This is a genomic window from Clostridium oryzae, assembly GCF_002029235.1.
GTDB lineage: Bacteria > Bacillota > Clostridia > Clostridiales > Clostridiaceae > Clostridium_AE > Clostridium_AE oryzae.
In genome coordinates, this window is the sequence record NZ_MZGV01000001.1 from 56,457 (window position 1) to 81,163 (window position 24,707).

Below are 24,707 nucleotides of genomic sequence, written 5' to 3' on the forward strand. Positions count from 1 at the left end.
TTAAATGGTTTTTGATAATGTTACTAAGGTGTCAGTCATCATTCCTTGCAGGAATGAAGAAAGGTATATAAAAAATTGCATTGAAGCATTTTTAAATCAGGACTATGAACAAGACTTATATGAAATACTTATTTGTGATGGCATGTCTGAAGACAATACAAGAAGTATAGTAAAAGAATATAGTAAAAAATATAAAAACGTAAGACTTGTAGATAATCCTAAGAAGATTACCTCCTGTGCACTTAATGAAGGAATAACAAGCAGTAATGGGGAACTTATCATAATTTTTGGTGCTCATGGGATACCAGGAGTAGATTTTATAAGTAAGAACGTTCAGAAGATCAACTCTAGTGATGCAGTATGCGTCGGCGGAAAAGCTAATACCATAAGCTTTGGAACTGAGGGTAAGGCTATAGCGGCTGCAATGGGCTCTGTTTTTGGAGTTGGCAATTCTGAATTTAGGTATGGAAATAAGGAGAATAGTGTAGACACAGTAGGTTTTGGCGGTTACAGAAGAGCTATTTTCAATGAAATAGGAGTTTTCGATGAGGAATTTATTAGAAATCAAGATGATGAATTAAATTTTAGAATAAAGGAAGCGGGCTATAAAATACTGTTTTCTCCTGATATAGGCTACATATATTTCAGCAGAAGCAGCTATAAAGCTTTGTGGAGACAATATTATCAATACGGCTTCTGGAAAGTTAGAGTTATGCAAAAACATGGTAAGCTAGCAGCGTTTAGACATGTTATTCCAGCAGCCTTTGTCACTGCGAATGTTATATTCTTTATTTTAAGTCTGCTTTCAAAATTCATAATGTATTTGTGGCTTGCAGAACTGGGTTCATATTTTTTAATTTCACTCTTTATCTCAGTTAAGCTTGGCAAAAAGAATAAAATTCCTTTTTACTATGTACTTTTATCATTTCCTATTTTGCATTTAAGTTATGGCACAGGATTTATAAGCGGTTTAATAAACTTTTATGTAGTTCACATCAGCGGAGCATTAAAGAGAAACGCCCGTACCTCAAGAAATTAGTAGACTTAAATAGTAGAACTTTTGGGTTATATAAAAGTTCTACTATTTTTGCTGCTGAATAAATATATATAAATTAAGAATGAGGAATGAGAAATTTTTGAAAGAATTTATTAAAAGGCATGAATTTTTACCATATTCTTCACCAATGCTTGATAGTGATGAGTTTGATGCAGTGCTCGATGTACTGAAATCTAGATGGCTTGCTAAGGGACCTAGAACAGTAGAATTTGAACAGAAATTTGCTGAATATATAGGGGCTAAGCATGCCGTAGCTGTAAATTCTTGTACTGCAGCACTGCACCTATCACTTTTAGCTGCAGCCATCAAGCAGGGAGATGAAGTTATTACTACTACGATGACTTTTGCGTCCACCGTGAACACTATTGTGCATGTAGGAGCAATTCCTGTATTAGTTGATGTTGATCCTGAAAATTTTCTTATAGATCCAGATAGAATAGAAGAAAAGATAACAGACAGAACCAGAGCCATTGTACCTGTGCATTATGCAGGGAAGGCATGCAATATGGACAAAATAAAAGAACTGGCAGAAAAGTATAAATTGTTTATATCAGAAGACGCGGCTCATGGACTATGTACAAGATATAAAGGACAACTAATAGGTTCTGAAAGTACAGCAGCTTCTTTCAGTTTTTATGCTACAAAGAATATATGTACAGGTGAAGGTGGAATGCTGCTAACTAATAGAGAAGATATATATCAGAAAGCAAAACTGCTCAGCTGTCATGGAATGAGTTCAGAGGCATGGAAAAGATACAATAGGGGTGGAAGCTGGGAGTACGATATAGAAGAACCCGGTTATAAATATAATATGTTTGACATACAAGCAGCCTTGGGAATAAAGCAGCTTGAGAAATTAGAAAGTATGCAGCAAAGAAGAAGACATATAGCTCAAAAATATACAGAAGCATTTAATGACGAAGAGGCAGTAGAGGTTCCTCGTGTACCAGTCAATACAGAGAATTCATGGCATTTATATATAGTGCAGATTAATAGCTCACTATTAAAAATAAAAAGAAATGAAGTAATAGCTGAACTAAACTCGTTAAACATTGGAACCAGCGTTCATTTTATACCTGTCCATCTTATGTCCTATTATAGGAGAACTTATGGCTATGGTATAGGTGATTTTCCTGTAGCTGAAAAATATTATAACAGTATAATATCCTTACCATTATATCCGTCAATGAGTGATGAAGATGTAGACTATGTCATTTCGGCAGTGAAGTATATTATTAAAAAGTACAGAAAATAGGGAGGACTAGTAGAAATTTCAAATAGCAGAATTCAACCACAATTCATCATTCTTAAATCTTCATTCCTAATTAATTTCGTAATAATATGTTCTTTTTTTATGCTTCAGCAGAATTTATGGTACATTAAGTAGCAAAAAGTAAAATGGTTATTGTGGACAACATTTACAAATTATAGTAATATTTATTAGTAAATTTATAACATATTTTACCAATTGGGTACGAAGGGAGAGAATAATATGAAGAACAAACCCTATTATGAAATTAAAGGTTACACACTTAATGAATTTATACACTAGTGTGTATAAGGAGTAACTATGAATAAATCAAAATATATCTGGTATTTAAAAAAGGTTAAGTCGATAAAGTTGGATGAGGTTTGCTGGAAATTTAAATTGTTTATACTTAGGCTTCAGGAAAAAAGAAGGTATGCAAAGAAAAGAAAATTCATTATTTCAAATGATATATATAAGCTGCAGCCTGCAAAGTTCTGGGGATTGTATGTAAGGAATTTTGATGTTAAAGAAACAGAAATATATACATTGGAATTATTTAATCATTATAGGATAAATTTAAACAAAAGAATGCCATGGCATAATGCTTTTAACAGCATGGAAAATACAGAGTGGCCGCAAGAGTTTTGCTATAAATTAAATTATAAACATAGAAACGGATTTGGATGTGCGAGAATTAATTGGGAGGTAAATAGATTTCAATTTATGCTGCCTATGGCAATGTATTATTTGAACACCAAAGACAACGAAGCACTTATTCATATCAAAAGAATTTTTTATGATTGGGTAAAAAAAAATCCGTTTCTTGTTGGAATAAGTTGGACAAGTGCTGCGGAAATAGCTGCTAGAAGCATATCGTGGCTTTTACTGGGCAGCATAATTAAAAATGATGTCAAAATGGAAAAACTTTGCCTAGATATTGCTGCAGCCGTGAGAAATCAGCTTAGATATCTAAGACTGCATTGCACAACGTACTCCACTGGTAACAGTGACTTGATAATCGTAATGACTGCACTGGCTCTTGGAGGTATAGCTTTTAGAGATAGAGATATGCTTAGGTACGCTATGGAAAAGTTAGAAGCTGAACTGAAAAAACTCATAAGCAGTGATGGTATAGATAAGGAGCAGTCAATTCACTGTCACGCGTTAATAGCAGAAGCTATAGCAGTACTTGTGATACAGCTGAAAAGGAATAAAATAAGCTATTCAAATTATATGGATAAGCTGTTAGAAAAGATGGCAGGTTTTCTAGCTAGTATAATGGATCAGAATGAAAATGTACCTGCCTTGGGAGACGATGATCGGGGAAAAATCATAAATCTATATAACAAGGAATTTAATTACTATGAATACGTGCTTCAGCTTATATCGCTGCAGCAGAACAAAAACTATATAAAAGCGGAAAATATAAATCGGAATATAAAGCTGTTCTTTGATAAAGAGCAGCTTGAGCAGCTAAGTGAACCTGAAAGCAATGACAAATCTATATGCTATAAGGAAGGCGGGATCACAGTACTGAAGTACAAAGCTGACAAGACAGAAAGAATTATGACTTTTAACCACAGCTCTTTGCATTACGGTGAAGTAGCTGCTCATCGTCATAATGATGCATTAAGTTTAACTTTAAGTATTGATGGTGAAAAATTTATTGTAGATCCAGGAACCTATGTATATCACAACAGTATTGTCTGGAGAAATTATTTTAGAAGCACAATAAACCATAATACTATAATTGTTGACGAGACGGAGCAATCGGATATGACAGGTACTTTTGCATTAGGTAAAGAGTTTGAAACAAAGCTTAAGGAATTTAGCAGCAGCGATAGCGAAGATTTCGTATCAGCAGAGCATTATGGATATAAACCAATTGTTCATTATAGAGAAATAACCTATAAAAAACCAGATTTGTTTATTATAAAGGATGATATACAAGGGGATTTTGTAAATTGCGTACAAACCTTTGCAGCAGCTCCGTCTGTAAAAGTAATATTGAATCACGATCTGGCAGAGCTTTATGGAGAGGCAAATGTTGTATATATGTATTCCAGCGAAAAAATAAATATGGAGAAGGAATATACGTCTGAAATGTATACAAAAAAGAAAGGTACCAATGTTATAAGATGCAGCGTTAATAATAGAGGTTCACATACAGAAATAACTACGGTTATAAGCATTAATAAGAAAATAAGTGATGAGGTATTAAGACGCTACTACAATAATAACAAGGAGGAGGTTAAATATTGAACGTAAGTGTTTTTGGATTAGGATATGTTGGATGTGTAAATGCTGGTTGCCTTGCTAGTTTAGGAAACAATGTGATAGGAGTGGATGTGGCTTTAGAAAAGGTCAAGCTTATAAATAATGGAAAGCCTACGGTAATTGAAAAATATTTAGATATGTATATAAAAGAGGCTAGAAGGAAAAGGAAGCTTGAAGCTACTATTGACGTGCAATATGCTATTTTAAACTCCGAAATATCTTTAATTGCAGTAGGAACTCCTAGCAATAACAGGAAACAGCTTGATATGAAATATGTCTACAGAGTAGCAGAACAAATTGGAAAGGTAATTTCGCTGAAGAAGGATTTTCATGTCATAGCTATAAAAAGTACTGTGACTCCAGGAACAAGCACTAAAGTAGCAGAGATAATAGAACAGCTTTCAGGTAAAAAATGCGGAGAAGATTTTGCCGTTATTTCAAATCCTGATTTCCTACGGGAGGGCAGTGCTGTGAATGATTTTCTTAACCCTGCTATAACTGTTATCGGCTATGACTGTAATAACGCAAAGAATATGCTTTTGGAATTGTATGATGGGCTTCCAGGAGAAAAAATATGTACAGATATAGATACTGCCGAAATGATTAAATTTGTTAATAACACCTATCATGCATTGAAAGTAGCTTTTGCAAATGAGGTGGGAAATATATGCCAGAAACTAGATATAGACGGTTCTAAGGTTATGGAGATATTCTGCAGAGACACTAATTTAAATATGTCTTCAGCTTATCTTAAACCTGGATTTGCCTATGGAGGTCCATGTCTTGTAAAAGATTCGGCAGCGTTAAAAGCTCTGGCAAAAGATTTTAATGTGGATACTCCTATTATTAACAATATAGGAAGGAGTAACTGGGTACAGCAGCAAAAAGCATTTGATATGATAGTAAGCAAGAAAAAAAGTAAGATAGGAGTCCTAGGCTTAAGCTTTAAACCAGATACGGATGATTTGAGATATAGTCCAGCCGTTACGTTAGTGGAAAGTCTTTTAGCGAAAGGCTTTAATGTTAAGATATACGATAAAAATGTTAAGGTATCAGATTTAATTGGTGAAAATAGAGAGTATATTGAGAAAAGAATACCGCACATTCAAGGACTAATAACAGACAGGCTTCAATATGTTATTGAAAATTCAGAGCTCATAGTGATAGTAAACAAAGAGAAGGAATTTGAGAATGTGCTGGAAAAATGCAAGCATAAAATAGTGATTGATCTTGTAAGAATGTGGGATGAAGTTCAATACGATGGAATATATGAAGGTATAAGCTGGAGTGGTATAAATAGATGCAATTTATCAGATAAAGCTTTGCTTGAGAAAAAAATAAACGAGTACAGCAGTGAGCATGATTTCAGTAATGAGAAAGCTTAAAGTTACAGGAATATTTGTATAATTTCATATCAGCACTTGATTTATACATGTGTCTGAATTTCAATTGACGGAAATATCGGCACATGTATAAATTATTCTGAAATATTTTTAGCAGATATGAAAAATCAATCGTAAAAAAGGTGTGTAAGTTATGGATAGAGTGCTGTTTAGTATTATAGTACCAGTATATAATACAGAAAAATATGTATATAAAACTATTAATAGCATTATAAATCAGAGCTTTAAAGACTTTGAGGCAATACTTATTAATGACGGTTCCTGTGATAATTCTATTGCCATTGCTGAAAGCCTTTTGCTGGATTCAAAGATAAATTACAAAATAGTTAATCAGAAGCATAAGGGAGTTAGTGCGGCTAGAAATGAAGGAATAGCTGTTTCGCAGGGGAAGTATTTGTACTTCCTAGATTCAGATGATTATGTAGATTACAACCTTCTAGAGATGGCAGCAAGTGAAATAGATAACAGGGAACCTGACATAGTATTTTGGAATTTCGATAAAGTGGATGAAAATTATAACGTTGTAAGAAGGTATAATCAAAACTTTATCACTCATCTTGAACAGCTTACAGGCGAGCAGCTTTTTATAAACGTACTAAAGGAAAAGGTAAATTTTCAGATATCTTCTGCTGTTTATAAAAAAAGGATTATTGAAGAAAACAATATAAGGTTTTATGAGAACTGTGGAAGCGGTGAAGATGAGGAATTTTATCTTAAGGTAATATACAAAGCTGAGAGAACCTTGTATATTGACGAAGATTTTTTTCATCATATAATAAGAAAAAATACTGTAAATAGCTGCATAGCTATAAGTAATGCTGCAGCATTTGAAACATTTAACAGGTTAGCTAAATACCTGGAGAACCTTCATGCAGATAAGAATTTTGTATGGATGGTGATATATAACAAATGTCCTAAAGAGATAATATTCAGCTGCAATAGAATTATTAATAGAATGGAAACAAACAGAAAGAACATAGATATACCAGTAGATGAAAATATGAAAAAGTGCCTTAAGCGATTTAAAATGTGGCAGTTCAGCTTAAAAGAATTAAAATGTTATATCGGTATTCGTATATTTCTGTTAAACAAAGATATTTATGTAGCTCTATATAAGCATGTTGGAAAGCTGAGAAGATTTCCGGCATTTTCTATTTTAATTGAAAGGAAGATGATGATATTATGGAGAAGAGAATAGAGGTAAATTCTACAGTAAAGCAGAATAAACATATAAATGTGACAGATTGCGATGGAGAAAAAGCAATGCTAAGTATGAAGAGCGAAAAATATTTCATTATGAATAAAATAGGCAGCAGGATATGGGACATGATTAGTGAGCCCATAACTGTAAATGATGTGATACTAAAGCTTATAAATGAATATCATCTTGACTATAATCATTGTGAAGAAATTGTACTTGAATTCTTAAACCTTTTGGATAAAGAAGACATAGTTGTAAAAGTTGATACAATAAGGCAATAAGTTTTCATTTACCATCAGTATATTTTGTAATATAATATAGTGAATAGCAAAATATACATAAAGAGGTTTTATTATGGTAAAAGCGATAATAGCAATAGCGGTTATATTTACTATTATATTGATGTTATCCTTGGCGAAAGCTGCAGGAAAAGACAAGTATAAGGACTAAAATTGTTGGTAAGTGAAAATTCGCGGCGGTGATAGAAATGGAAATCTACCGAATCGTTGAATTTCTTTTTTGTTCTAGACAATTAAACTGTAATTATGTATAATAAATGTTGTTGTAACTTTAAGGATGATTTAGATTGGCTTGTCTCTTTATTTTGACAGGCTTTTTATATAACTTTGATTAGGTATCATTGTTTTTTCACAACCTGTATTTTTAGTTTGGGAGTCCTTTTAACTATGTCCTCTATATGTTCATGTCCAAATTAGAAAATAAAATTATAAGGTGAGGAATTATGATAAGAAAAAATGAAAAGCTTATAAACAGAACGCAATTTGTGCTTGATATTGTTGTATTAATTTTTGCATTTTTAATAACATGGTATGCCATGTTTGGATTACACTTATTTTCGAATATTTTGGCTGGAAGACTAAGCTTTTATGTTTATTTTAAAGTGATACTTCTAATGTTGCCTATATACATAATAGCATTTAACTTTTTCAATTTATATGCACCCTTCAGATATAGTCAGAAGACAGAACAGATATACCGCATAATAGAGGCAAATTCAATAGCTACATTAATTTTTGTCGTTGTACTATATTTTTCGAAGATGATGCACTATTCTAGAGGTCTGCTTATTATCTTCTATTTAATTTCCAATATTTTATTAATCTCTGAAAGAATTATACTGATTAATGTAATGAAATCCATGAGAAAAAAGGGAATAAATCTTAAGCATATAGTAATTATAGGCTGTAATGATCTTACTCTTGAACTTTTGGAAAGACTTTCCAGGAACAAACAGTGGGGGTATTCTCTTCTTGCAATTTTTAAAGAAAATGGGGATAAACCGTTAAGTTCTGAGCTAAGTTCTAACGAATTAATTAGAAAATATAAAAAATATAATATAGACGAGCTTGAAAATTATCTAAAAAAGAATAAAATAGATGAAGTATTCATAACACTAAGATTAAAAGATTATGAAAAGCTGAACCAAATGATAGATAAGTGTGAAGCACATGGAGTACGAGCATCAATAATTCCTGATTATTTCAGGTATATACCAGCAAAGCCTTATGTAGATGAAATGGATGACCTACCAGTTATTAACATAAGATATATACCGTTAGATGAACCTATAAATAAGTTCTTAAAGAGAATGTTTGATATAGTTATCTCCTTATTATGTATATTAATTTTTTCACCTATTATGATTATCGTAGCTTTAAGCGTAAAGTTAACCTCTCCTGGACCAATTATTTTTAAACAGGAAAGGGTTGGACTTAATAAAAAGAAGTTCAATATGTATAAGTTTAGGTCAATGAAACAGATAGATGAAAAAGTCAACGAGAAGATGTGGACAAAATCAAATGATCCTAGGAAGACAAAGCTAGGTACATTCATAAGAAAAACCAGTATGGATGAACTTCCACAGCTTTTTAACGTATTAAAAGGTGATATGAGTCTTATAGGACCTAGACCAGAAAGACCATTCTTCGTTCAAGAATTTCAAAAGACCATTCCAAAATACATGGTTAAGCATCAGGTCAGGCCGGGTATGACAGGCTGGGCTCAGGTAAATGGCTGGAGGGGCGATACATCTATTGAAAAAAGGATAGAATGTGATATATACTATATTGAAAATTGGTCACTGCTTTTGGATATAAAAATTTTATTTCTAACAGTTGCCAGAGGCTTTGTGAATAAAAATGCATATTAGATATAGTCTTAATAAAATGAGGTGTTTTTTTGGAAGCTAATATTAAAAATTTTCTAAAATACAGAAATTTGCTATGGGAAATGGTAAAGAGAGATATAAAGAAAAAATACAAAAATTCTTTCTTGGGAATACTTTGGAGTGTTATAAACCCTCTGTTAATGATGCTAGTACTTACTTACGTGTTTACAGCAGTATTTCACAAAAATAAGATAACTCACTTTGCAGTCTACATTTTATCTGCAAGATTGTTGTATACATTTTTTGCTGATGCAACTAAATTTGCAATGAAATCAATTGTTCAGAATAGATCATTGATAAAAAAAGTATATATACCTAAATATATTTTCCCATTATCAAAGATATGCTCTACATTTATAATATTTTTGATATCCTTTATTCCGCTTATAGGAGTTATGCTGTATTATAGAGTGGAAATAAATGCAGATACCTTTAAAGGCTTAATTGCACTGGTATTTTTATTCTTTATAAGTACAGGTATAGGACTTATTTTAAGTACTGTAAATGTGTTTTTCAGAGATATGGAGCATCTTTATTCAGTACTGCTTACAATGATAATGTATATGTCAGCAATCTTTTATCCTGTTAAGAATGTGGAAAAACTCCTGAGAGTTTTAAAACTAAATCCGATATTTGATTGTATTTGGATATTCAGATATTATATATTACAGGATCCTAGCGCAGTATCAGTGCCAGATAGTCATGTGTTTTTGAGATGTATAATATATTCTGTAGTTTATGTTGGTTTGGGTGTATATCTATTTAAAAAGAATCAAGATAAATTTATATTCAATATATAATTTAAGGAACGAGGAAATGTTATGAGCAATAAAGTTGTGGTTAAAGTTGAGAATGTTTCAATGAAGTTCAGAATGACTACTGAAAAGATAAACTCACTGAAGCATTATTTTATAAAGAGACTAAAGAATCAGATTAAATATAACGAGTTTTGTGCTCTTCAGGATATAAATTTTGAGATTAAAAAAGGTGAAGTCTTTGGAATAATAGGACTCAATGGAGCAGGAAAAAGTACTTTGCTTAAAATAATAGCAGGAGTTCTGAAGCCTACTACTGGTACTGTTACACGTAAAGGAACGTTAGCTCCTTTGCTGGAGCTTGGTGCAGGCTTTGATGAAGAACTTACTGGAAGAGAGAACATAATATTAAATGGAATGATACTTGGCTTCAGCAAGGAGTTCCTTTTGGAACATACAGATGAAATAATCGATTTTGCTGAGCTTAGAAAGTTTATAGATAGTCCGCTTAAGAATTATTCCTCTGGTATGAAGGCAAGATTAGGTTTTGCTATCGCCACTGCCGTAAATTCAGATATACTTATAGTGGATGAAGCACTTTCTGTAGGAGATTATAAATTCAGAAAGAAAAGCGAGCAAAAGATTAAAGACATAATAGCATCAGGAGCTACAGTAATAGTTGTTTCTCACTCCTCAACTCAGATAAATACTCTTTGTAACAGAGTTTTGTGGCTGGAAGGCGGCAGGATGAAAATGATAGGAGAAACAGAAGAGGTTTCAGATATTTATATGGAGGTTGACAAGGAGGAAAAGGCTAAAATGAAAGCCGTAACTAAAGCAGTTACAGAGGCAATGGCTGAGGCTGAACAAACTCCTCAGAAAGGAAAGACTCCAAAGAAAAAAGGTAATAAAGAGGATAGCAATAAAAAATAGCAAAACCCCTAGTTAGCAATTAATGGGTTTAAATATATTAAAAATTATTAAATGAAAGAAGGAGAATGCATGGGTAAGTATAGCGTTGTTTTACTAGCTGGAGGAAAAGGTACTAGAATGAATATGGATGTTCCTAAGCAGTTTCTATTACTTTATGGAAAGCCAATTATAATGCATACTATTGAAAGGCTGGATACTCTCAAAGAAGTAGAAGATATCGTAATAGTAAGCCCAAAACAGTACTTTGATAAAATAGACAGCATGCTTAAAAAGTTTGGCATAAGCAAGAAGTACACATTAGCTGAAGCTGGAGCAACTAGACAGGAGTCAACTTATAATGGTCTTTTAAAGGTAGAAAACGATATAGTAATTATACATGAAGCTGCAAGACCTTTTGTTACTGCAAAAGAGTTTAAAGCAATTATTGAAGACAAAAGAGAAAATATTACTTATGGCAGTGATATTCCATTTACAGTTCTTAGAGGAACAGAATATATAGAAGGAGTACTTGAGAGAAAAGAACTTGTAAATATACAGCTTCCGCAAAAATTTAATACTGCTAAGATAGTTGAAGCACATAAGAGAGCAAGAGAAGAAGGACAACAATTTACTGAAGATGCTAGTATTTTTTATGAGTATATAGGTGAAAAAGTAGCTGTACTTAAGGGCACAGAATATAATATTAAAATAACTAAACCAATCGATTTAAAAATCGGAGAGATAATTTACAAAAATTATATTTTAGGAGAAGAGTGATTAATATGAGTACTTGTATAATAACTGGTGCCAGCAGAGGCATAGGAAGACAGATAGCTGTAAAACTTAGTGAGAGCAAAAATATAGATAATTTTGTAATTATTTCAAGAGGCAAGAAGGCACTTGAAGAAACTTATGAAATGATGAATAAAGAAAAGAAAATAAAAATCTATGCAGTAGATCTTGAAAATTTGGACGTAGCAAAAGAACTTATTGAAGAGGTAGCAAAGGAATACGGAACTATAGATTATCTTGTAAACTGTGCAGGATATGCAGATCCTCAGCCGCTGCTTGAGACTTCAGTTGAAAATTGGAATAAGACATTTGCAGTAAATGTAACCTCAATGTTTTTCATTATAAGAGAAGTAGTAAAGGTAATGAAAAAGACAGGCGGAAAGATACTTAATATAGCATCAACAGCAGGTTCAAGTGCAAGACCAGGCTGGCTTGCATACGCAGCATCAAAAGCAGCTGTAATAAGCATATCAAAGACACTTTCAGCAGAACTTCAGGAATATGGAATAAAAGTATATTGTATTTCTCCTGGAAGATGCGCAACTGAACTTAGAAAGATACTTGCACCAGATGAAGATCCTACAACAATAATGCAACCTGAAGATGTAGCTGTAGTAGTAAGAAATCTACTGTCAGATATGGGAGATTGCTTGGATGGCCAGGACATTACCATAAGACAGCAGGTTTAATGGCTTTATAGAATGGGGAACGGGTGAAATGAAAAAATCAGCGACTAAAAAATTTATTATAAGAGCCTTTAGAAGGATTAAGAAGACCATAGTTTTAATTATTTATGATCTATCTGCACTCTCTATAAGGGATAAGAATATGATAGTTTTTGGTTCACAGAATGGTACAGATATAGGTGATAATCCTAAGTTTTTATATAATGAAATAAAGAAAAGAGCTATATACAGACTAATTTGGATTTTAAAAGATAAAGAGAACGTAAGAAAAAATCAATCACTAGGCTATGAATGTTACTATCATAAGTCACTTAAAGGCATATACTATCAGCTTAAAGCCAAATATTTTATACATTCTCATTCGATAAACAATGATTTTGCTAATATGTTTTTAGGCGGAGCAACCTCCATATTAACATGGCATGGTGTTGGCCTTAAAAAGGCATGGGGTGCCAATAAAAGAACATATTCTTACAAGGCAGTTCATGAGAAGAATCCTATAAAAAGGTATGTTAAGCTTGGCTTTTGTAAAGTTAATCAGGCTAGACATAATTATGTTATTTCTACTAGCCCTAGGGTATCTTCGTATTACCCTGAAACTTTCCTAACTAAGGAAGAGAATGTTATTGAACTTGGCCAAGCAAGAAATGATATCTTCTTTAAAGAGGATGAAATCAGCAATGCATATTTGGATTTCATGAGAGATAATAGAGTAATCCTATATATGCCTACTCACAGAAATAAAGGCAAGAGTGACAGCGGTGTTGAAGAGGTATTAGATTTCGAAAGGCTTGAGGCTTTTTGTGAAAAATACAATTACAAATTTGTAATAAAAGCTCATATTTATAGTCATATATCGCTGGATGAAAATTATGACAATATAATCGATGCTAGCGAATGGAATATAGATGCACAGCTGCTTCTTAAATATGCAGATGTACTTATAACGGATTATTCCAGCTGCTATACAGACTATTTAATGTTAGATAGGCCGGTTATTTTCTATTGTTATGATTATAATAAGTATATAAGAAAAGACAGAGAAATGTATTTTGAATATGATGATGTAACTCCGGGTGAGAAGGTAAGAAGTTTTGAAAATCTCATGACTGTTCTTAATTTTACAGCAGTTGGCGGTGACTTTTTTAAAGCCGAGCGAAAGAGGGTACTTGATATATTTTATTCTCCTGAAAATCAAGGCAGAGTTACTGAAAAGCAGGTTGATTATATTTTAACTAATATAATAAAAAGATAAAACTTATAATGCAGAACTGTTCTAGGTTTTGCTTAATAAAAAGATTATTTTATTGCTCCATATCCTAAGATAAGGCAGATTATGCATTTGGGATATGGAGCATAAAGACATTTTGAGTGTCTATAGAACGGGGAAAAGTATTAATGGAAAAACACACACTAAAGACTTTCTTTATGAATATATTTAATACAATAAAAAGAATTCTGGTACTGTTAATATATGATATAAGCCAGCTTTCCGTAAGAGATCAAAACCTGATAGTTTTCGGTTCGCAAAACGGAAAAAGTATAGGGGATAATCCGAAATATTTATATGAAGCAATAAAAAAAAGAGGCAGGTACAGACTGATTTGGGTACTTAAGGATAAGGAAAGTGTAGTTAAAAGCAGAGCTTTGGGCTATGACTGCTACTATCACAGATCCTTAAAAGGAGTGTATTATCAGCTTAGAGCTAAATATTTTATACATTCACATTCTATAAACAATGATTTCAGCAGTATGTTCTTAGGCGGTGCTACATCCATAGATACCTGGCATGGAGCCGGCATTAAAAAGCTGTGGGCCGCAAATAGAAATACTTATTCATATAAGGCTTTGCACGAGCCCAATAGATTGAAGAGACATATAATGCTTCAATTTTGTAAATTTACTCAGGCTAAGGAAAACTATATAATGTCTACAGGGCCTGGAACAACATCCTATTATCCTGAGACGTTCATGTTAAAGCCTGAAGAGGTTTTAGAACTTGGTCAGGCGAGAAATGATGTATTTTTTGAAGATGAAAATATCAATAATAATTATATTGATTACATAAAAGGTCATAAGACAATTCTATATATGCCTACTCATAGAAATGATGGTAAGAGCGATATATACATGGATCAAATTATCGATTTTGATGTATTAGAAAAATTTTGTAATGAAAATAAATATAAATTCCTTATAAAGTCTCACATATATGGTAATATAGCAGTAGACAATAACTATGCTGATATTATAGATGTCAGTGAATGGGATATTGATGCCCAGCTTTTACTTAAATATGCAGACATTCTTGTTACTGATTATTCAAGCTGTTATGCAGACTTTTTGATGCTTGACAGACCCATAATATTCTATTGTTATGATTATCATGAATACATAGAAAGTGATAGGGAGATGTATTTTGAATATAATGATGTGACTCCTGGAGATAAGGTGACTACATTTCAGCAATTGATGATTTCACTTAAGTTAACAGTTGATGGGAAAGATGACTATGTGGCTGAGAGAAAAAGAGTGCTTAACATTTTTTATTCACCAGAAAACCAGCAGAAGGTTGCAGAAAAGCAGGTGGACTATATTATCAATAATATCATAAAGTAAGACTGGAGGATTCTGCACAGAGAAATGTGCAGAGCTAATTATTATATGAAGAAATTTTTCTATATACTTTTTTCTATACTGTTTAACATATTCAAAATGTGCCCTTTAAAAAGCGATAAGATAACATTTATAGCAACTCATGATACCAGCAGTCATGGTAACATCGGCATGATTTATAATCAGATAAAAGCTAAGAAATTACCTTACAGAACTTATTTCATAAAACGAGAGGATTACAAATTTAATAGGTCAGAAGGTTTTTCGAGTCTTATGAAACACTTTGTAAGATTTTTTATCATTAAAAACTTTCATCTGGCTACTTCAGGGTATGTTATATTAGACAATGTTTTTTTACCTGCTGCTTATTTTAGATATAAAAGAGAAGCTAAAGTAATACAATTATGGCATTCAGCAGGAGCATTTAAAAAATTCGGAATGGATATACCAGCAAATGGAGAGCTGAGAAAGTTAGAGGAAAGAGCAGACAGCACTTATACTCATTTGATAGTAAACAGTGAGAGCATCAAACCGATATTTGCAAAGGCTTTTAATATGAAGCATAATAGGGTGTACCCAAGCGGGCTCCCTCGTACGGATATATTTTTTAACGAAAAGGAAATTGCTTCGAGAAAGAAATTTTTTTACAGAGCTTTTCCTGAGCTTAAAGATAAGAAGATCATCCTTTATGCACCAACCTTTAGAGATGATGAAACTACCAATGTTAAACTTAAATTTGACTTTGAAAAGTTCTTTAAGCAGTTTGGAAGGGAATATGTAGTTTTACTCAGACTTCATCCTTTTGTTAAAAAGAATTTCATTTTAGAAAACCATTGGCATGGATTATTGTATGACTTTTCAGATTATGAAGAAATAAACGATCTTTTATTAATCAGTGATATGCTGATTACGGATTATTCTTCAATAATATTTGAATATTCCATATTGAAAAAACCAATAATCTTTTATGCCTATGATCTTGAAAAATATGAAAATCAGCTTAGGGGTTTCTACTATCCATATAAGGATTTTGTACCAGGTTCTGTTGTGAGCGATATGGATCAGCTCATAAGAGTAATAGCTGAACATGATTATAATATGGATAAACTTGAGAGCTTCGTAAAAAAGTATAACGATTATTTTGATGGCAGTTCAACAGAAAGATTTATTGAAATGTTTCTTTGAGGTATAGAAGCTCTGAAACAAACTAAAATTATAGGAAATTATTCATATAAGTAAATGGAGAGGTAAACAAATGGCAATTAGCGTATCTGTCGTGATTCCGAACTACAATGGGGAAGTCTATATTGAGGAGTGTCTAAAATCACTTACAAAGCAAAGCTGTAAGGATTTTGAAACTGTAGTTATAGATAATGCTTCTATAGATAAAAGTATGGACATAATAAGAAAATATCAGCAGGAACTATCTATGAATCTTATTATAAATGATAAAAACTTAGGGTTCAGCGGTGCTGTGAATCAGGGAATACAAGCGGCTAAAGGAAAATATATATTTCTTTTAAATAATGACACAATCTGTGAGGATAAGGTTATTGAAGAACTGATAACTACTGCACAAAGGCAGAAAAAGCTGTTTTCTGTGTCAAGCAAGATGATAAGGTACAAGGAACCGGAAAAGATTGATGATGCAGGTGACCTGTACACTATTGTCGGATGGGCGATAAAACGTGGAGACGGAAAGACAGTTAATAGTTTTACAGATGAAAGAAATATATTCAGTGCCTGCGGAGGAGCAAGCCTTTATGTTACAGAGGTGCTTAGAGAGATTGGCGGTTTTGACACTCAGTTCTTTGCATATCTAGAGGATATGGACCTGGGCTATAGGGCAAAAGTGCAGGGGTATAAGAATGTTTATTGCCCTAAGGCACTTGTGTATCATATAGGAAGTGCCACTAGCGGTAGCAGACACAATGCATTTAAGGTGGCCTTAGCAGCAAGAAACAATATCTATGTTATATATAAGAATATGCCGCTGCTCCAGATACTTATAAACCTGCCCTTTATAATTGCAGGAGCCTTAGTAAAAATTATCTATTTTTTACCTAAAGGACTTTCAAAGGAGTATTTGAAAGGATTGTTTCAGGCTTTTACGGGTCTAAGAAAGATTAAAAAGACAAAATTTAAGTTGAAAAATCTTATTAATTATGTAAGGATAGAATTAGAGTTAATAGGGAATACAGTGAAAATGTTTTTTGTATAACGTAGAAAAGGATATATAAATATGAACGAGAAGATATATGAAAAAAAACTTTCCATTATAATATTAAATTATAAGACAGAAAAACTTACAGCTCAAACAATAGATGCTGTATTGAATACTGTAAAAAACGAAGCCTATGAGATATTTTTGGTAGATAACAATTCCGGAGACGGAAGTTTAGAGCATCTAAAGGAAAGATACTCAAACGAAAAAAGAATAAAGTTTATCGCTAATAAAGATAATGTTGGCTTTGCTAAAGGCAATAATGCAGCCATAAAGGTATCCAATAGTGAGTATGTTCTGCTTTTGAATTCAGATACTATAGTATATGAAGGAACTATTGATAAATGTATTGAATATATGGATAAAAATGAACAGGTAGGGGCTATGGGACCTAAAGTGGTTTTAGAGGACGGAAGCTTGGATCATGCCTGCAAAAGAGGGTTTCCAACTCCTTCTGCATCTCTTTATTATATGCTTAAGCTGGATAAAATTTTTAAAAACAAAGAGAAGTATGGCAAGTATGATATGTCTTATCTGCCCATTGACGAAATAAATGAAGTTGATGCACTTACCGGAGCTTTCATGATGGTAAGACGTGAAGTCATAGATACTGTGGGAGCTTTGGATGAACGTTTCTTTATGTATGCTGAGGATATAGACTGGTGCTATAGAATTAAAAAGGCTGGCTGGAAGATTATTTATTATCCTGAGGTTAAGATGCTTCATCTTAAAGGCGAGAGCGGCAAGAAGAGAAAGTATAGAACCATTTATCAGTTTCATAAGACGATGCTGCAGTTCTATGAGAAGAATTACAGACAGCATTACAATATATTTGTAACTGCTGCAGTGTATGCAGGAGTTTGGCTTAAGTGCGGCCTGACTATGCTTGTTAATGTGTTTAAAAGATAAATTAATACGATAGGTAATATATAGAATCGTCAGATTGATGGCGGTTCTTTTTTTACAAAAAATATTTCCTATGAATCCAAAAAATCCAGAACTAACTAAAATTATCATCGTATATATTAATGAATAACGTAACTAAATTTGTTCGTTATATATGTAGTAGATATTGATGAGGGGGAAATGAAAAATGATAAGAAAAAAAGCAGCCTCTATAATTACTGCAGCTTTGGTTATGGCAACCTGCTTAGGTGTAAGCTATCCTAGCAAAGTTTATGCGAAGGGAAACACACCAAGGGTAATAGAAAAATTTAATTCATCTATGAAGGAACAAGCGCAAAAAGCAACTATAAGTGAAGAAAAAGCACTGCAAATTGTTGTAGCAGCCGTTAAGGATTATTTTAATTATACAGTAGACACTGATGAGTTCAGTGTGAGCTTTGACTTTTCAAAGTCTGGATATGATGGCGGCTATGCTTGGAACCTACAGCTTACTAAGAAAGAAAAAGGCAGTAGATTAAATATATCTGCTAATATCGATGCAAATACCGGAGAGGTTTTTGGAATTAGAAAATATGAATTTAAGGATGATGGAAACAATTCAACAGGAACTTATTCTAAAGAAAAGGCACAGCAAAAAGCACAGGATTTTTTAAATAAATTCTTTGCTGATAAGGCAAAAGACTGTCAGCTTTTAAATAACACATTAGATATATATAACTCAGATAATTATTATTATGACTTCCGCAGGGTTGAGAATGGTGTGCTTTGTAATGATAACTATATAAACATTGAAGTGGATGATCATACAGGCGATATTGTAGGCTTTGATATTAGCTGGGATAAGAATTTTAAGCTGCCGGATACATCAAAGGTAATATCCAGTGATGCGGCATTAGCTGCTTTTAAGAAAAATATGAACGCTGAACTTAGATATATGGCTTACAATGATAAATATAATTATAATGGAGATTCGAACGTTCAAGACACAAAACTCGTGTATGATATAGCTGATGTAAACGGGTATAGTGTAGATGCTAAAACAGGGAAGTTTATTAATGTTAATAATGGAACAAACACAATAACAGTGACTAAGGACCTTACAAAAGCTGAAAGAGAGGCTTGGATAAAAAAGGCCTCGACTCCTGTTTATCATGAGAAAGAAATAAGTGACGAAGCAGCTAAGAAGGTTATAAAAAAATATATAAATACACTATACGGTAAAGGATATACAATTTCTAATTTAAGTTACAGTAAGGGTGAAGACAACAGTTATTTTGGGACAGACAGCGGTATATGGAGAGCTGAATTCTATAAGAAGAGCGGCAAAAGTAAAGATTATAATTATTTCAGCATAAGTATAGATGCTAAAACTGAGACTATATTAAATCTATCTCATTATAATAATGAAGATAGTAAGGTCAAAGCTAAAGTAAGCTTAGATAAGGCTTATAAAGAGGCTATTAATCTGCTGGCAAAATATTATCCTGAAAAGATGAAGCTCATTGATACAAAACAGGTATATACCACTATAAAGGGTGACGATACAGGTAATTATTATTCTTTTAGCTTCACAAGACTCATTAATGGAATACCTTATGCTGATAATTCCATAGAAGTAAGTATTGATAAGAAGGATGGAAGTGTATCAGGTTTTAGCCAGAACTGGACTAAAAATTTGAGACATCTGCCTCCAGAAAATATAAAGACAAAGAACGATGCAATTGGTATAGCTTTTACAAAGTACACTCCAGTACTTACCTGCAGTAACGTTAAAGGAAAGTATACACTTAACTATACGCTTATAGATAAACAGAGCGGAAATTATTATCATTATATTGATGCTAATACAGGAAAGTTTTTAGACAACAACGGCTATGAATTACCAGAGATATCTCAGGACTTTTTGAATAAGGTGAAGAATTCTGAGTATGCAGATGCACTTACAGATCTTGCCTATATGGGAATAATCGATACATCTACCTTTGATATGACTAAGAGCATTACAAAGATTGATTTCTTTAAGATGCTTGTAAATGCAAAAGGCTATGATACCTATGCATTAAGCAATGCTGCTCCAACCCTTAAATACAAGGATGTAGAAAGCGGAAGCGCTTCTTATAAATATCTGCAGCTGGCAGTCTACTACGGATTTTTGGATAATTCAGATGGAAACTTTAATGAAAGTGCACCTATATCAAGAGAAGATATGGCAGTAGTATTTATGAAGGTACTCGGCTATACAGATATTTCAAATAACAATAATATATTTAAGCTGAATGCTTCTGATGCAGCCAGCGTAGATTCATCGAAACTAGGTGCTGTTACTATGGCCGATGCATTTGGAATATTAAAGGAAAGCAATAATACTATAAGACCAAAGGACAATGCTACAATGGTAGAGGCTGCAGTAGGGATTTACAGTATATTGAATAAAATACAAGGATAAGGAAGAGAAAAGAGTAAAGAGAAGAGTAAAGAGAAGAGTAGAGAGTTTAGTGGGAAGCGGAATTTCAGGTAGTATCTTTTTAAAGGTAGACATTAAGTTCAACTATTGTGTATAATGGTATTGGAAGTATGTGAAAATATTTCTATATGAACCAAGGGTAAATAAGGGTTTTATTGGTGGTGTTACCTAAATTGCCATCATTAAAACCCTGTTAGTTTTAAGGTAAACGGGTGAGGAAAGTTGAGAAAACATCATTTCATTGTGGTTGTATTTATGCTTATGCTTTTTATAGCGGCTGGAGTTAACACTAAAACCTATGCAGCTGAAAAGCATAAGATTAAAAAAATAAAATATTCGGTGCTAAAGGATATAAATAGGCTTGAGTCTCCTGAAAACGGGGCTGAGGTAACAGACAATGATGGTATAGCCTTGTCAGGCTATTTTCTCAGTAGAAAAAGAATAAAGAGCGCAACCGTTTACGTTGACGGTAAACTTAAAGGAAATGCTAAAACAGGTATTGCTAGATTAGATATAGCAAAAAAATATCATCAATATGGCAGTAAGATAAAGACCGGTTACAGTTATAAAATAGATACTTTAAATATGGACAAGGGTAAACATAGTATAAAGGTAAAGATTACTACTTCAGATAATAAAACAGTGACTACTGTCAGAAACTTTAAATATTCTGGACAAGCATCTAGGTTTGCCATTGAAAAACCTAAGAATCATTATAGTACAAATAGATATAATATGACGATCTCTGGATATGCCTTGAGTGCAGCTGGCACAAAAGAGATAGATGTATATGTGGACGGAATCTTTTGGGACTTTGCTCAGCTAAATATGGAAAGGCAGGATATAGCAGCTAAGTATCCTAAATATTCTAATGCTGCAAACAGCGGGTTTAAATATGTATTAGATATGAGTTCACAGAAAAGAGGCAGACATACAATTACAATAGAAGTTTGGGAAAATAATGGAAAGAAGTATTCTCAGGCTATACATACAGTTTATAATAAACCATCACCTAAGCTTAGGATAACAGGCCCTAAAGCAAGTAAAAGCATAAATACTGCTGAGCTTACTGTAAAAGGATGGTCCGTAGGAGCCAGCGGTATAGATAACGTGGCTGTATATCTTGACGGAAAAGCTAAGGGAAAAGCAGCGATAGGTATAGCAACTTCGGCTGCTAAGGATGTTTTAAAACTTTATAAAGGAGCAGCAAATGCAGGCTACAGGCTGAAGTTTGATATTACTACACTGCCTATAGGAAAGCATACACTGGAGGTACGTTCAACAGATTTGGATGACATAACAATTTCAAAAAAGTTTAAATTTAATATGAATGGTGCAGTGAAATACAAGAAATATTCAAATTCCTTTCATAGCTATGTAAATGGGCAGTATGAGAGAGAAAAAAACTTTGTGGGTAACTCAACAAAGGAGGCTGGCAAAGATGAGCTTTATGATGCTATGAGTCCGTCAAATTATGTTAAAGATCCTCAGGGCAGGTTTATGTTTCTCATGCTTAACTATGCATCGGGCATAAAAGCCGGTGATTTAAACGCAGCACTTAAGCATATGGGAATTTTGGAGGGTCACGGCAGTGCATTTTTAAAGGCTGCAAAAAAATACCATGTAAACCCTATATATTTAGCAGCTCATGCTATACATGAAACGGATAAAGGAACATCAGAGCTTGCTAATGGCGTAAAGGTAAGCTCTGCAGGCGGAAAGGCTGTAGAAGGTAAAATAGTTTATAATATGTACGGCATTGGAGCAAATGACGGAAAGGCAGTTAAGAACGGGTCAGAAAGGGCCTATAAGGAAGGCTGGTATTCTGTAGATAAAGCTATAGTCGGCGGAGCAGAATTTATTTCTACATATTATATTCAGAGCAGTACAAATAAACAATATACGCTGTACAAAATGAAATGGAATTTTGCTGAAAACAGCTGCAGGCCTGACCATGAATATGCTACAGATATATACTGGGCATATAATCAGACTAAATATATAAAGGATATTGTAGATAAAATGAAGAACCCAGTTCTTGTATTCGAGGTTCCGAAATTTACTAAATAGTATATATTCTTGTAAGATGGTCATAATTAAGAATACATGAGAAGAAGAGGAGTGATTATATGAAAGGCATAATACTTGCAGGAGGGTCCGGTACAAGACTATATCCTGTTACTAAAGCTATGTCAAAACAGATGGTTCCAATATACGATAAGCCAATGATTTATTATCCAATGTCTATTTTAATGCTGGCTGGTATAAAGGACATACTCATAATATCCACACCAAGGGATATAAAGGGATTTGAGGAACTGTTCAAGGATGGTTCTGAATTAGGAATATCTGTTAAGTATGCAGTGCAGGAGAAACCTAATGGCTTGGCTGAAGCATTTATAATAGGAGAGGATTTTATCGGCGAAGATAATGTAGCTATGATACTTGGAGATAATATCTTCTGGGGTCAGAGCTTTATTGATCATCTTAAAAGAGGAATGGCACTTGAGGAAGGAGCCATGATCTTCGGATACTATGTGAAAGATCCAACGGCTTATGGAGTTATAGAATTCGATAAGGAAGGTAATGCAATATCATTAGAAGAAAAACCAGAAAAACCTAAGAGCAAATATGCAGTTCCAGGACTATATTTCTATGATAATACAGTTGTAGAGAAAGCTAAGAACCTTAAACCATCTGCCAGAGGAGAATTAGAGATAACTGATATTAACAGAATCTATATGGAACAGAAAAAGCTGAAGGTAGATAAGCTTGGAAGAGGTATGGCATGGCTGGATACAGGTACTCACAGCTCTATGCTTAAGGCATCAAACTTCGTAGAAGCTATGCAGAGCAATCAGGGTATATATATTGCATGCTTAGAGGAGATTGCATATAGAAACGGCTGGATAGGCAAAGAAGAAGTAAGAAAACTGGCAGAGCCGCTGCTGAAAACCGGCTATGGCCAATATCTTATAGATATAACTGAGGAAAGGTGACAGAGAACAATGGGAAAATTCAAATTTAATGAAACCTCTATAGAGGGGGTTTATGTAATAGAGCCTACGATTATTGGAGATGAACGAGGCTATTTTATGGAAAGTTACAATAGAAAGGATTTCGTCCAGGCAGGACTAAAAATGGAATTTGTACAAGATAACGAATCAAGATCAAAAAAAGGTGTACTTAGAGGACTTCACTTTCAAAAGAAACATTCCCAGGGAAAATTGGTAAGAGTTACAGAGGGGGAAGTGTTTGATGTAGCAGTAGACCTGAGAAAATTTTCACCTACCTATGGAAAGTGGGAAGGTGTAGTGCTGTCTGCAGAAAATAAAAAACAATTTTATATACCAGAAGGTTTTGCACATGGCTTTTTAGTGTTGTCTGAAACAGCAGTCTTCAATTATAAATGTACAGATTATTACACTCCTGAATATGAGGGAGGAATATATTGGGCTGACGAGAGTATAAATGTAAAGTGGCCTCTTGAAGAAGACCAAGTACCGATCTTATCCGATAAAGACAGGAAAGCACAGAGGCTTTCGGAACAACAGTTAAATTTCTTCTAAAATTTATGAAAAAATGTGTATACTATGTGGAATATCGTCCATCTATTACCATAATATTATTAAGAAATTATTACATTAACCATAATTATGATAAAACAAATTGAATATCCAATTCAGTTATTGTATAATATGTTTTAGCAACTATTTCATATAAAAGAAATATATAAACTACAACCCAATGTAGTGATTTACAGGTAAAAAAAAGTAAAAAAATTGTGGACAAACTTTACAGCCTGTATTATAATTGTTATAGTAGTTTTAAAAGACCATAAAAGGTAAATAGGTTTCTAAATGTTTACATATGGTAATGTAAAACTACCTAAGGAAGTTGCAGCTTTGGCTGCCTAATTGTATTTATAAGCCTTAATCAGTTTTGGGCTTTATAATAAATTTATTTATTTTATCTAA

At 33.1% G+C, this 24,707-nt stretch carries 20 protein-coding genes; all 20 read left to right on the plus strand.

Annotation, left to right across the window (positions count from 1 at the left end; translation table 11 throughout):
* Positions 1-4: 4 nt before the first annotated feature.
* Positions 5-1,039, plus strand: a complete 1,035-nt coding sequence (locus tag CLORY_RS00225; protein ID WP_079421570.1) for a glycosyltransferase family 2 protein — start codon at positions 5-7, stop codon at positions 1,037-1,039.
* A 97-nt stretch (positions 1,040-1,136) separates the two neighbouring features.
* The gene (locus tag CLORY_RS00230; RefSeq protein WP_242954269.1) at positions 1,137-2,312 is read left to right on the plus strand and encodes a DegT/DnrJ/EryC1/StrS family aminotransferase; all 1,176 of its coding nucleotides are present in this window, start codon (positions 1,137-1,139) and stop codon (positions 2,310-2,312) included.
* Positions 2,313-2,627: 315 nt separating this feature from the next.
* Positions 2,628-4,568 carry a heparinase II/III family protein gene (locus tag CLORY_RS00235; protein ID WP_079421572.1) on the plus strand — a complete coding sequence of 647 codons (1,941 nt, stop codon included), beginning with the start codon at positions 2,628-2,630 and terminating at the stop codon, positions 4,566-4,568.
* Positions 4,565-5,968, plus strand: coding sequence for a nucleotide sugar dehydrogenase (locus CLORY_RS00240; protein WP_079421573.1), 1,404 nt, complete (start codon positions 4,565-4,567; stop codon positions 5,966-5,968). Before CLORY_RS00235 ends, CLORY_RS00240 begins: the two co-directional genes overlap by 4 nt.
* Positions 5,969-6,119: 151 nt before the next feature.
* The gene (locus CLORY_RS00245; RefSeq protein ID WP_079421574.1) at positions 6,120-7,184 is read left to right on the plus strand and encodes a glycosyltransferase family 2 protein; all 1,065 of its coding nucleotides are present in this window, start codon (positions 6,120-6,122) and stop codon (positions 7,182-7,184) included.
* Complete coding sequence (locus CLORY_RS00250; RefSeq protein WP_079421575.1) at positions 7,169-7,468, plus strand: lasso peptide biosynthesis PqqD family chaperone; 300 nt, start codon at positions 7,169-7,171, stop codon at positions 7,466-7,468. The genes CLORY_RS00245 and CLORY_RS00250 overlap by 16 nt, the downstream gene beginning before the upstream one ends.
* Positions 7,469-7,929: 461 nt before the next feature.
* Positions 7,930-9,357, plus strand: coding sequence for an undecaprenyl-phosphate glucose phosphotransferase (locus tag CLORY_RS00255; protein WP_079421576.1), 1,428 nt, complete (start codon positions 7,930-7,932; stop codon positions 9,355-9,357).
* A gap of 29 nt (positions 9,358-9,386) precedes the next feature.
* Complete coding sequence (locus tag CLORY_RS00260) at positions 9,387-10,175, plus strand: ABC transporter permease (RefSeq protein ID WP_242954270.1); 789 nt, start codon at positions 9,387-9,389, stop codon at positions 10,173-10,175.
* A 21-nt stretch (positions 10,176-10,196) separates the two neighbouring features.
* Positions 10,197-11,063, plus strand: coding sequence for an ABC transporter ATP-binding protein (locus tag CLORY_RS00265; protein WP_079421577.1), 867 nt, complete (start codon positions 10,197-10,199; stop codon positions 11,061-11,063).
* Positions 11,064-11,132: 69 nt separating this feature from the next.
* Positions 11,133-11,819, plus strand: coding sequence for an IspD/TarI family cytidylyltransferase (locus tag CLORY_RS00270; RefSeq protein WP_242954271.1), 687 nt, complete (start codon positions 11,133-11,135; stop codon positions 11,817-11,819).
* Positions 11,820-11,824: 5 nt separating this feature from the next.
* On the plus strand, positions 11,825-12,523 hold the full coding sequence (locus CLORY_RS00275; protein ID WP_079421579.1) for an SDR family oxidoreductase: 699 nt from the start codon (positions 11,825-11,827) through the stop codon (positions 12,521-12,523).
* Positions 12,524-12,551: 28 nt separating this feature from the next.
* Positions 12,552-13,775, plus strand: coding sequence for a CDP-glycerol glycerophosphotransferase family protein (locus CLORY_RS00280; protein WP_079421580.1), 1,224 nt, complete (start codon positions 12,552-12,554; stop codon positions 13,773-13,775).
* Between the two features lie 143 nt (positions 13,776-13,918).
* Positions 13,919-15,139, plus strand: a complete 1,221-nt coding sequence (locus CLORY_RS00285) for a CDP-glycerol glycerophosphotransferase family protein (RefSeq protein ID WP_079421581.1) — start codon at positions 13,919-13,921, stop codon at positions 15,137-15,139.
* A gap of 45 nt (positions 15,140-15,184) precedes the next feature.
* Complete coding sequence (locus CLORY_RS00290) at positions 15,185-16,321, plus strand: CDP-glycerol glycerophosphotransferase family protein (RefSeq protein WP_169911478.1); 1,137 nt, start codon at positions 15,185-15,187, stop codon at positions 16,319-16,321.
* A 70-nt stretch (positions 16,322-16,391) separates the two neighbouring features.
* Positions 16,392-17,357 (plus strand): glycosyltransferase family 2 protein, encoded by a 966-nt coding sequence (locus tag CLORY_RS00295; RefSeq protein WP_242954272.1) that lies wholly within the window; start codon positions 16,392-16,394, stop codon positions 17,355-17,357.
* 21 nt (positions 17,358-17,378) lie between these two features.
* Positions 17,379-18,269 carry a glycosyltransferase family 2 protein gene (locus CLORY_RS00300; RefSeq protein WP_079421583.1) on the plus strand — a complete coding sequence of 297 codons (891 nt, stop codon included), beginning with the start codon at positions 17,379-17,381 and terminating at the stop codon, positions 18,267-18,269.
* 184 nt (positions 18,270-18,453) lie between these two features.
* Positions 18,454-20,712 (plus strand): S-layer homology domain-containing protein, encoded by a 2,259-nt coding sequence (locus CLORY_RS00305; protein WP_079421584.1) that lies wholly within the window; start codon positions 18,454-18,456, stop codon positions 20,710-20,712.
* Between the two features lie 240 nt (positions 20,713-20,952).
* Positions 20,953-22,800 (plus strand): N-acetylglucosaminidase, encoded by a 1,848-nt coding sequence (locus tag CLORY_RS00310; protein ID WP_079421585.1) that lies wholly within the window; start codon positions 20,953-20,955, stop codon positions 22,798-22,800.
* Between the two features lie 59 nt (positions 22,801-22,859).
* Positions 22,860-23,729 carry a glucose-1-phosphate thymidylyltransferase RfbA gene (rfbA, locus tag CLORY_RS00315; protein ID WP_079421586.1) on the plus strand — a complete coding sequence of 290 codons (870 nt, stop codon included), beginning with the start codon at positions 22,860-22,862 and terminating at the stop codon, positions 23,727-23,729.
* A gap of 9 nt (positions 23,730-23,738) precedes the next feature.
* On the plus strand, positions 23,739-24,299 hold the full coding sequence (gene rfbC, locus CLORY_RS00320; RefSeq protein ID WP_079421587.1) for a dTDP-4-dehydrorhamnose 3,5-epimerase: 561 nt from the start codon (positions 23,739-23,741) through the stop codon (positions 24,297-24,299).
* The last annotated feature ends 408 nt before the right edge of the window (positions 24,300-24,707 follow it).

Excerpts from the sequence above, each read along its gene's own strand:
- CLORY_RS00225 (WP_079421570.1), top strand. The coding sequence starts at position 5 with ATGGTTTTTGATAATGTTACTAAGGTGTCAGTCATCATTCCTTGCAGG.
- CLORY_RS00235 (WP_079421572.1), top strand. The coding sequence starts at position 2,628 with ATGAATAAATCAAAATATATCTGGTATTTAAAAAAGGTTAAGTCGATA.
- CLORY_RS00245 (WP_079421574.1), top strand. The coding sequence starts at position 6,120 with ATGGATAGAGTGCTGTTTAGTATTATAGTACCAGTATATAATACAGAA.
- CLORY_RS00250 (WP_079421575.1), top strand. The coding sequence starts at position 7,169 with ATGGAGAAGAGAATAGAGGTAAATTCTACAGTAAAGCAGAATAAACAT.
- CLORY_RS00255 (WP_079421576.1), top strand. The coding sequence starts at position 7,930 with ATGATAAGAAAAAATGAAAAGCTTATAAACAGAACGCAATTTGTGCTT.
- CLORY_RS00265 (WP_079421577.1), top strand. The coding sequence starts at position 10,197 with ATGAGCAATAAAGTTGTGGTTAAAGTTGAGAATGTTTCAATGAAGTTC.
- CLORY_RS00270 (WP_242954271.1), top strand. The coding sequence starts at position 11,133 with ATGGGTAAGTATAGCGTTGTTTTACTAGCTGGAGGAAAAGGTACTAGA.
- CLORY_RS00275 (WP_079421579.1), top strand. The coding sequence starts at position 11,825 with ATGAGTACTTGTATAATAACTGGTGCCAGCAGAGGCATAGGAAGACAG.
- CLORY_RS00280 (WP_079421580.1), top strand. The coding sequence starts at position 12,552 with ATGAAAAAATCAGCGACTAAAAAATTTATTATAAGAGCCTTTAGAAGG.
- CLORY_RS00285 (WP_079421581.1), top strand. The coding sequence starts at position 13,919 with ATGGAAAAACACACACTAAAGACTTTCTTTATGAATATATTTAATACA.
- CLORY_RS00290 (WP_169911478.1), top strand. The coding sequence starts at position 15,185 with ATGAAGAAATTTTTCTATATACTTTTTTCTATACTGTTTAACATATTC.
- CLORY_RS00295 (WP_242954272.1), top strand. The coding sequence starts at position 16,392 with ATGGCAATTAGCGTATCTGTCGTGATTCCGAACTACAATGGGGAAGTC.
- CLORY_RS00300 (WP_079421583.1), top strand. The coding sequence starts at position 17,379 with ATGAACGAGAAGATATATGAAAAAAAACTTTCCATTATAATATTAAAT.
- CLORY_RS00305 (WP_079421584.1), top strand. The coding sequence starts at position 18,454 with ATGATAAGAAAAAAAGCAGCCTCTATAATTACTGCAGCTTTGGTTATG.
- rfbA (WP_079421586.1), top strand. The coding sequence starts at position 22,860 with ATGAAAGGCATAATACTTGCAGGAGGGTCCGGTACAAGACTATATCCT.
- rfbC (WP_079421587.1), top strand. The coding sequence starts at position 23,739 with ATGGGAAAATTCAAATTTAATGAAACCTCTATAGAGGGGGTTTATGTA.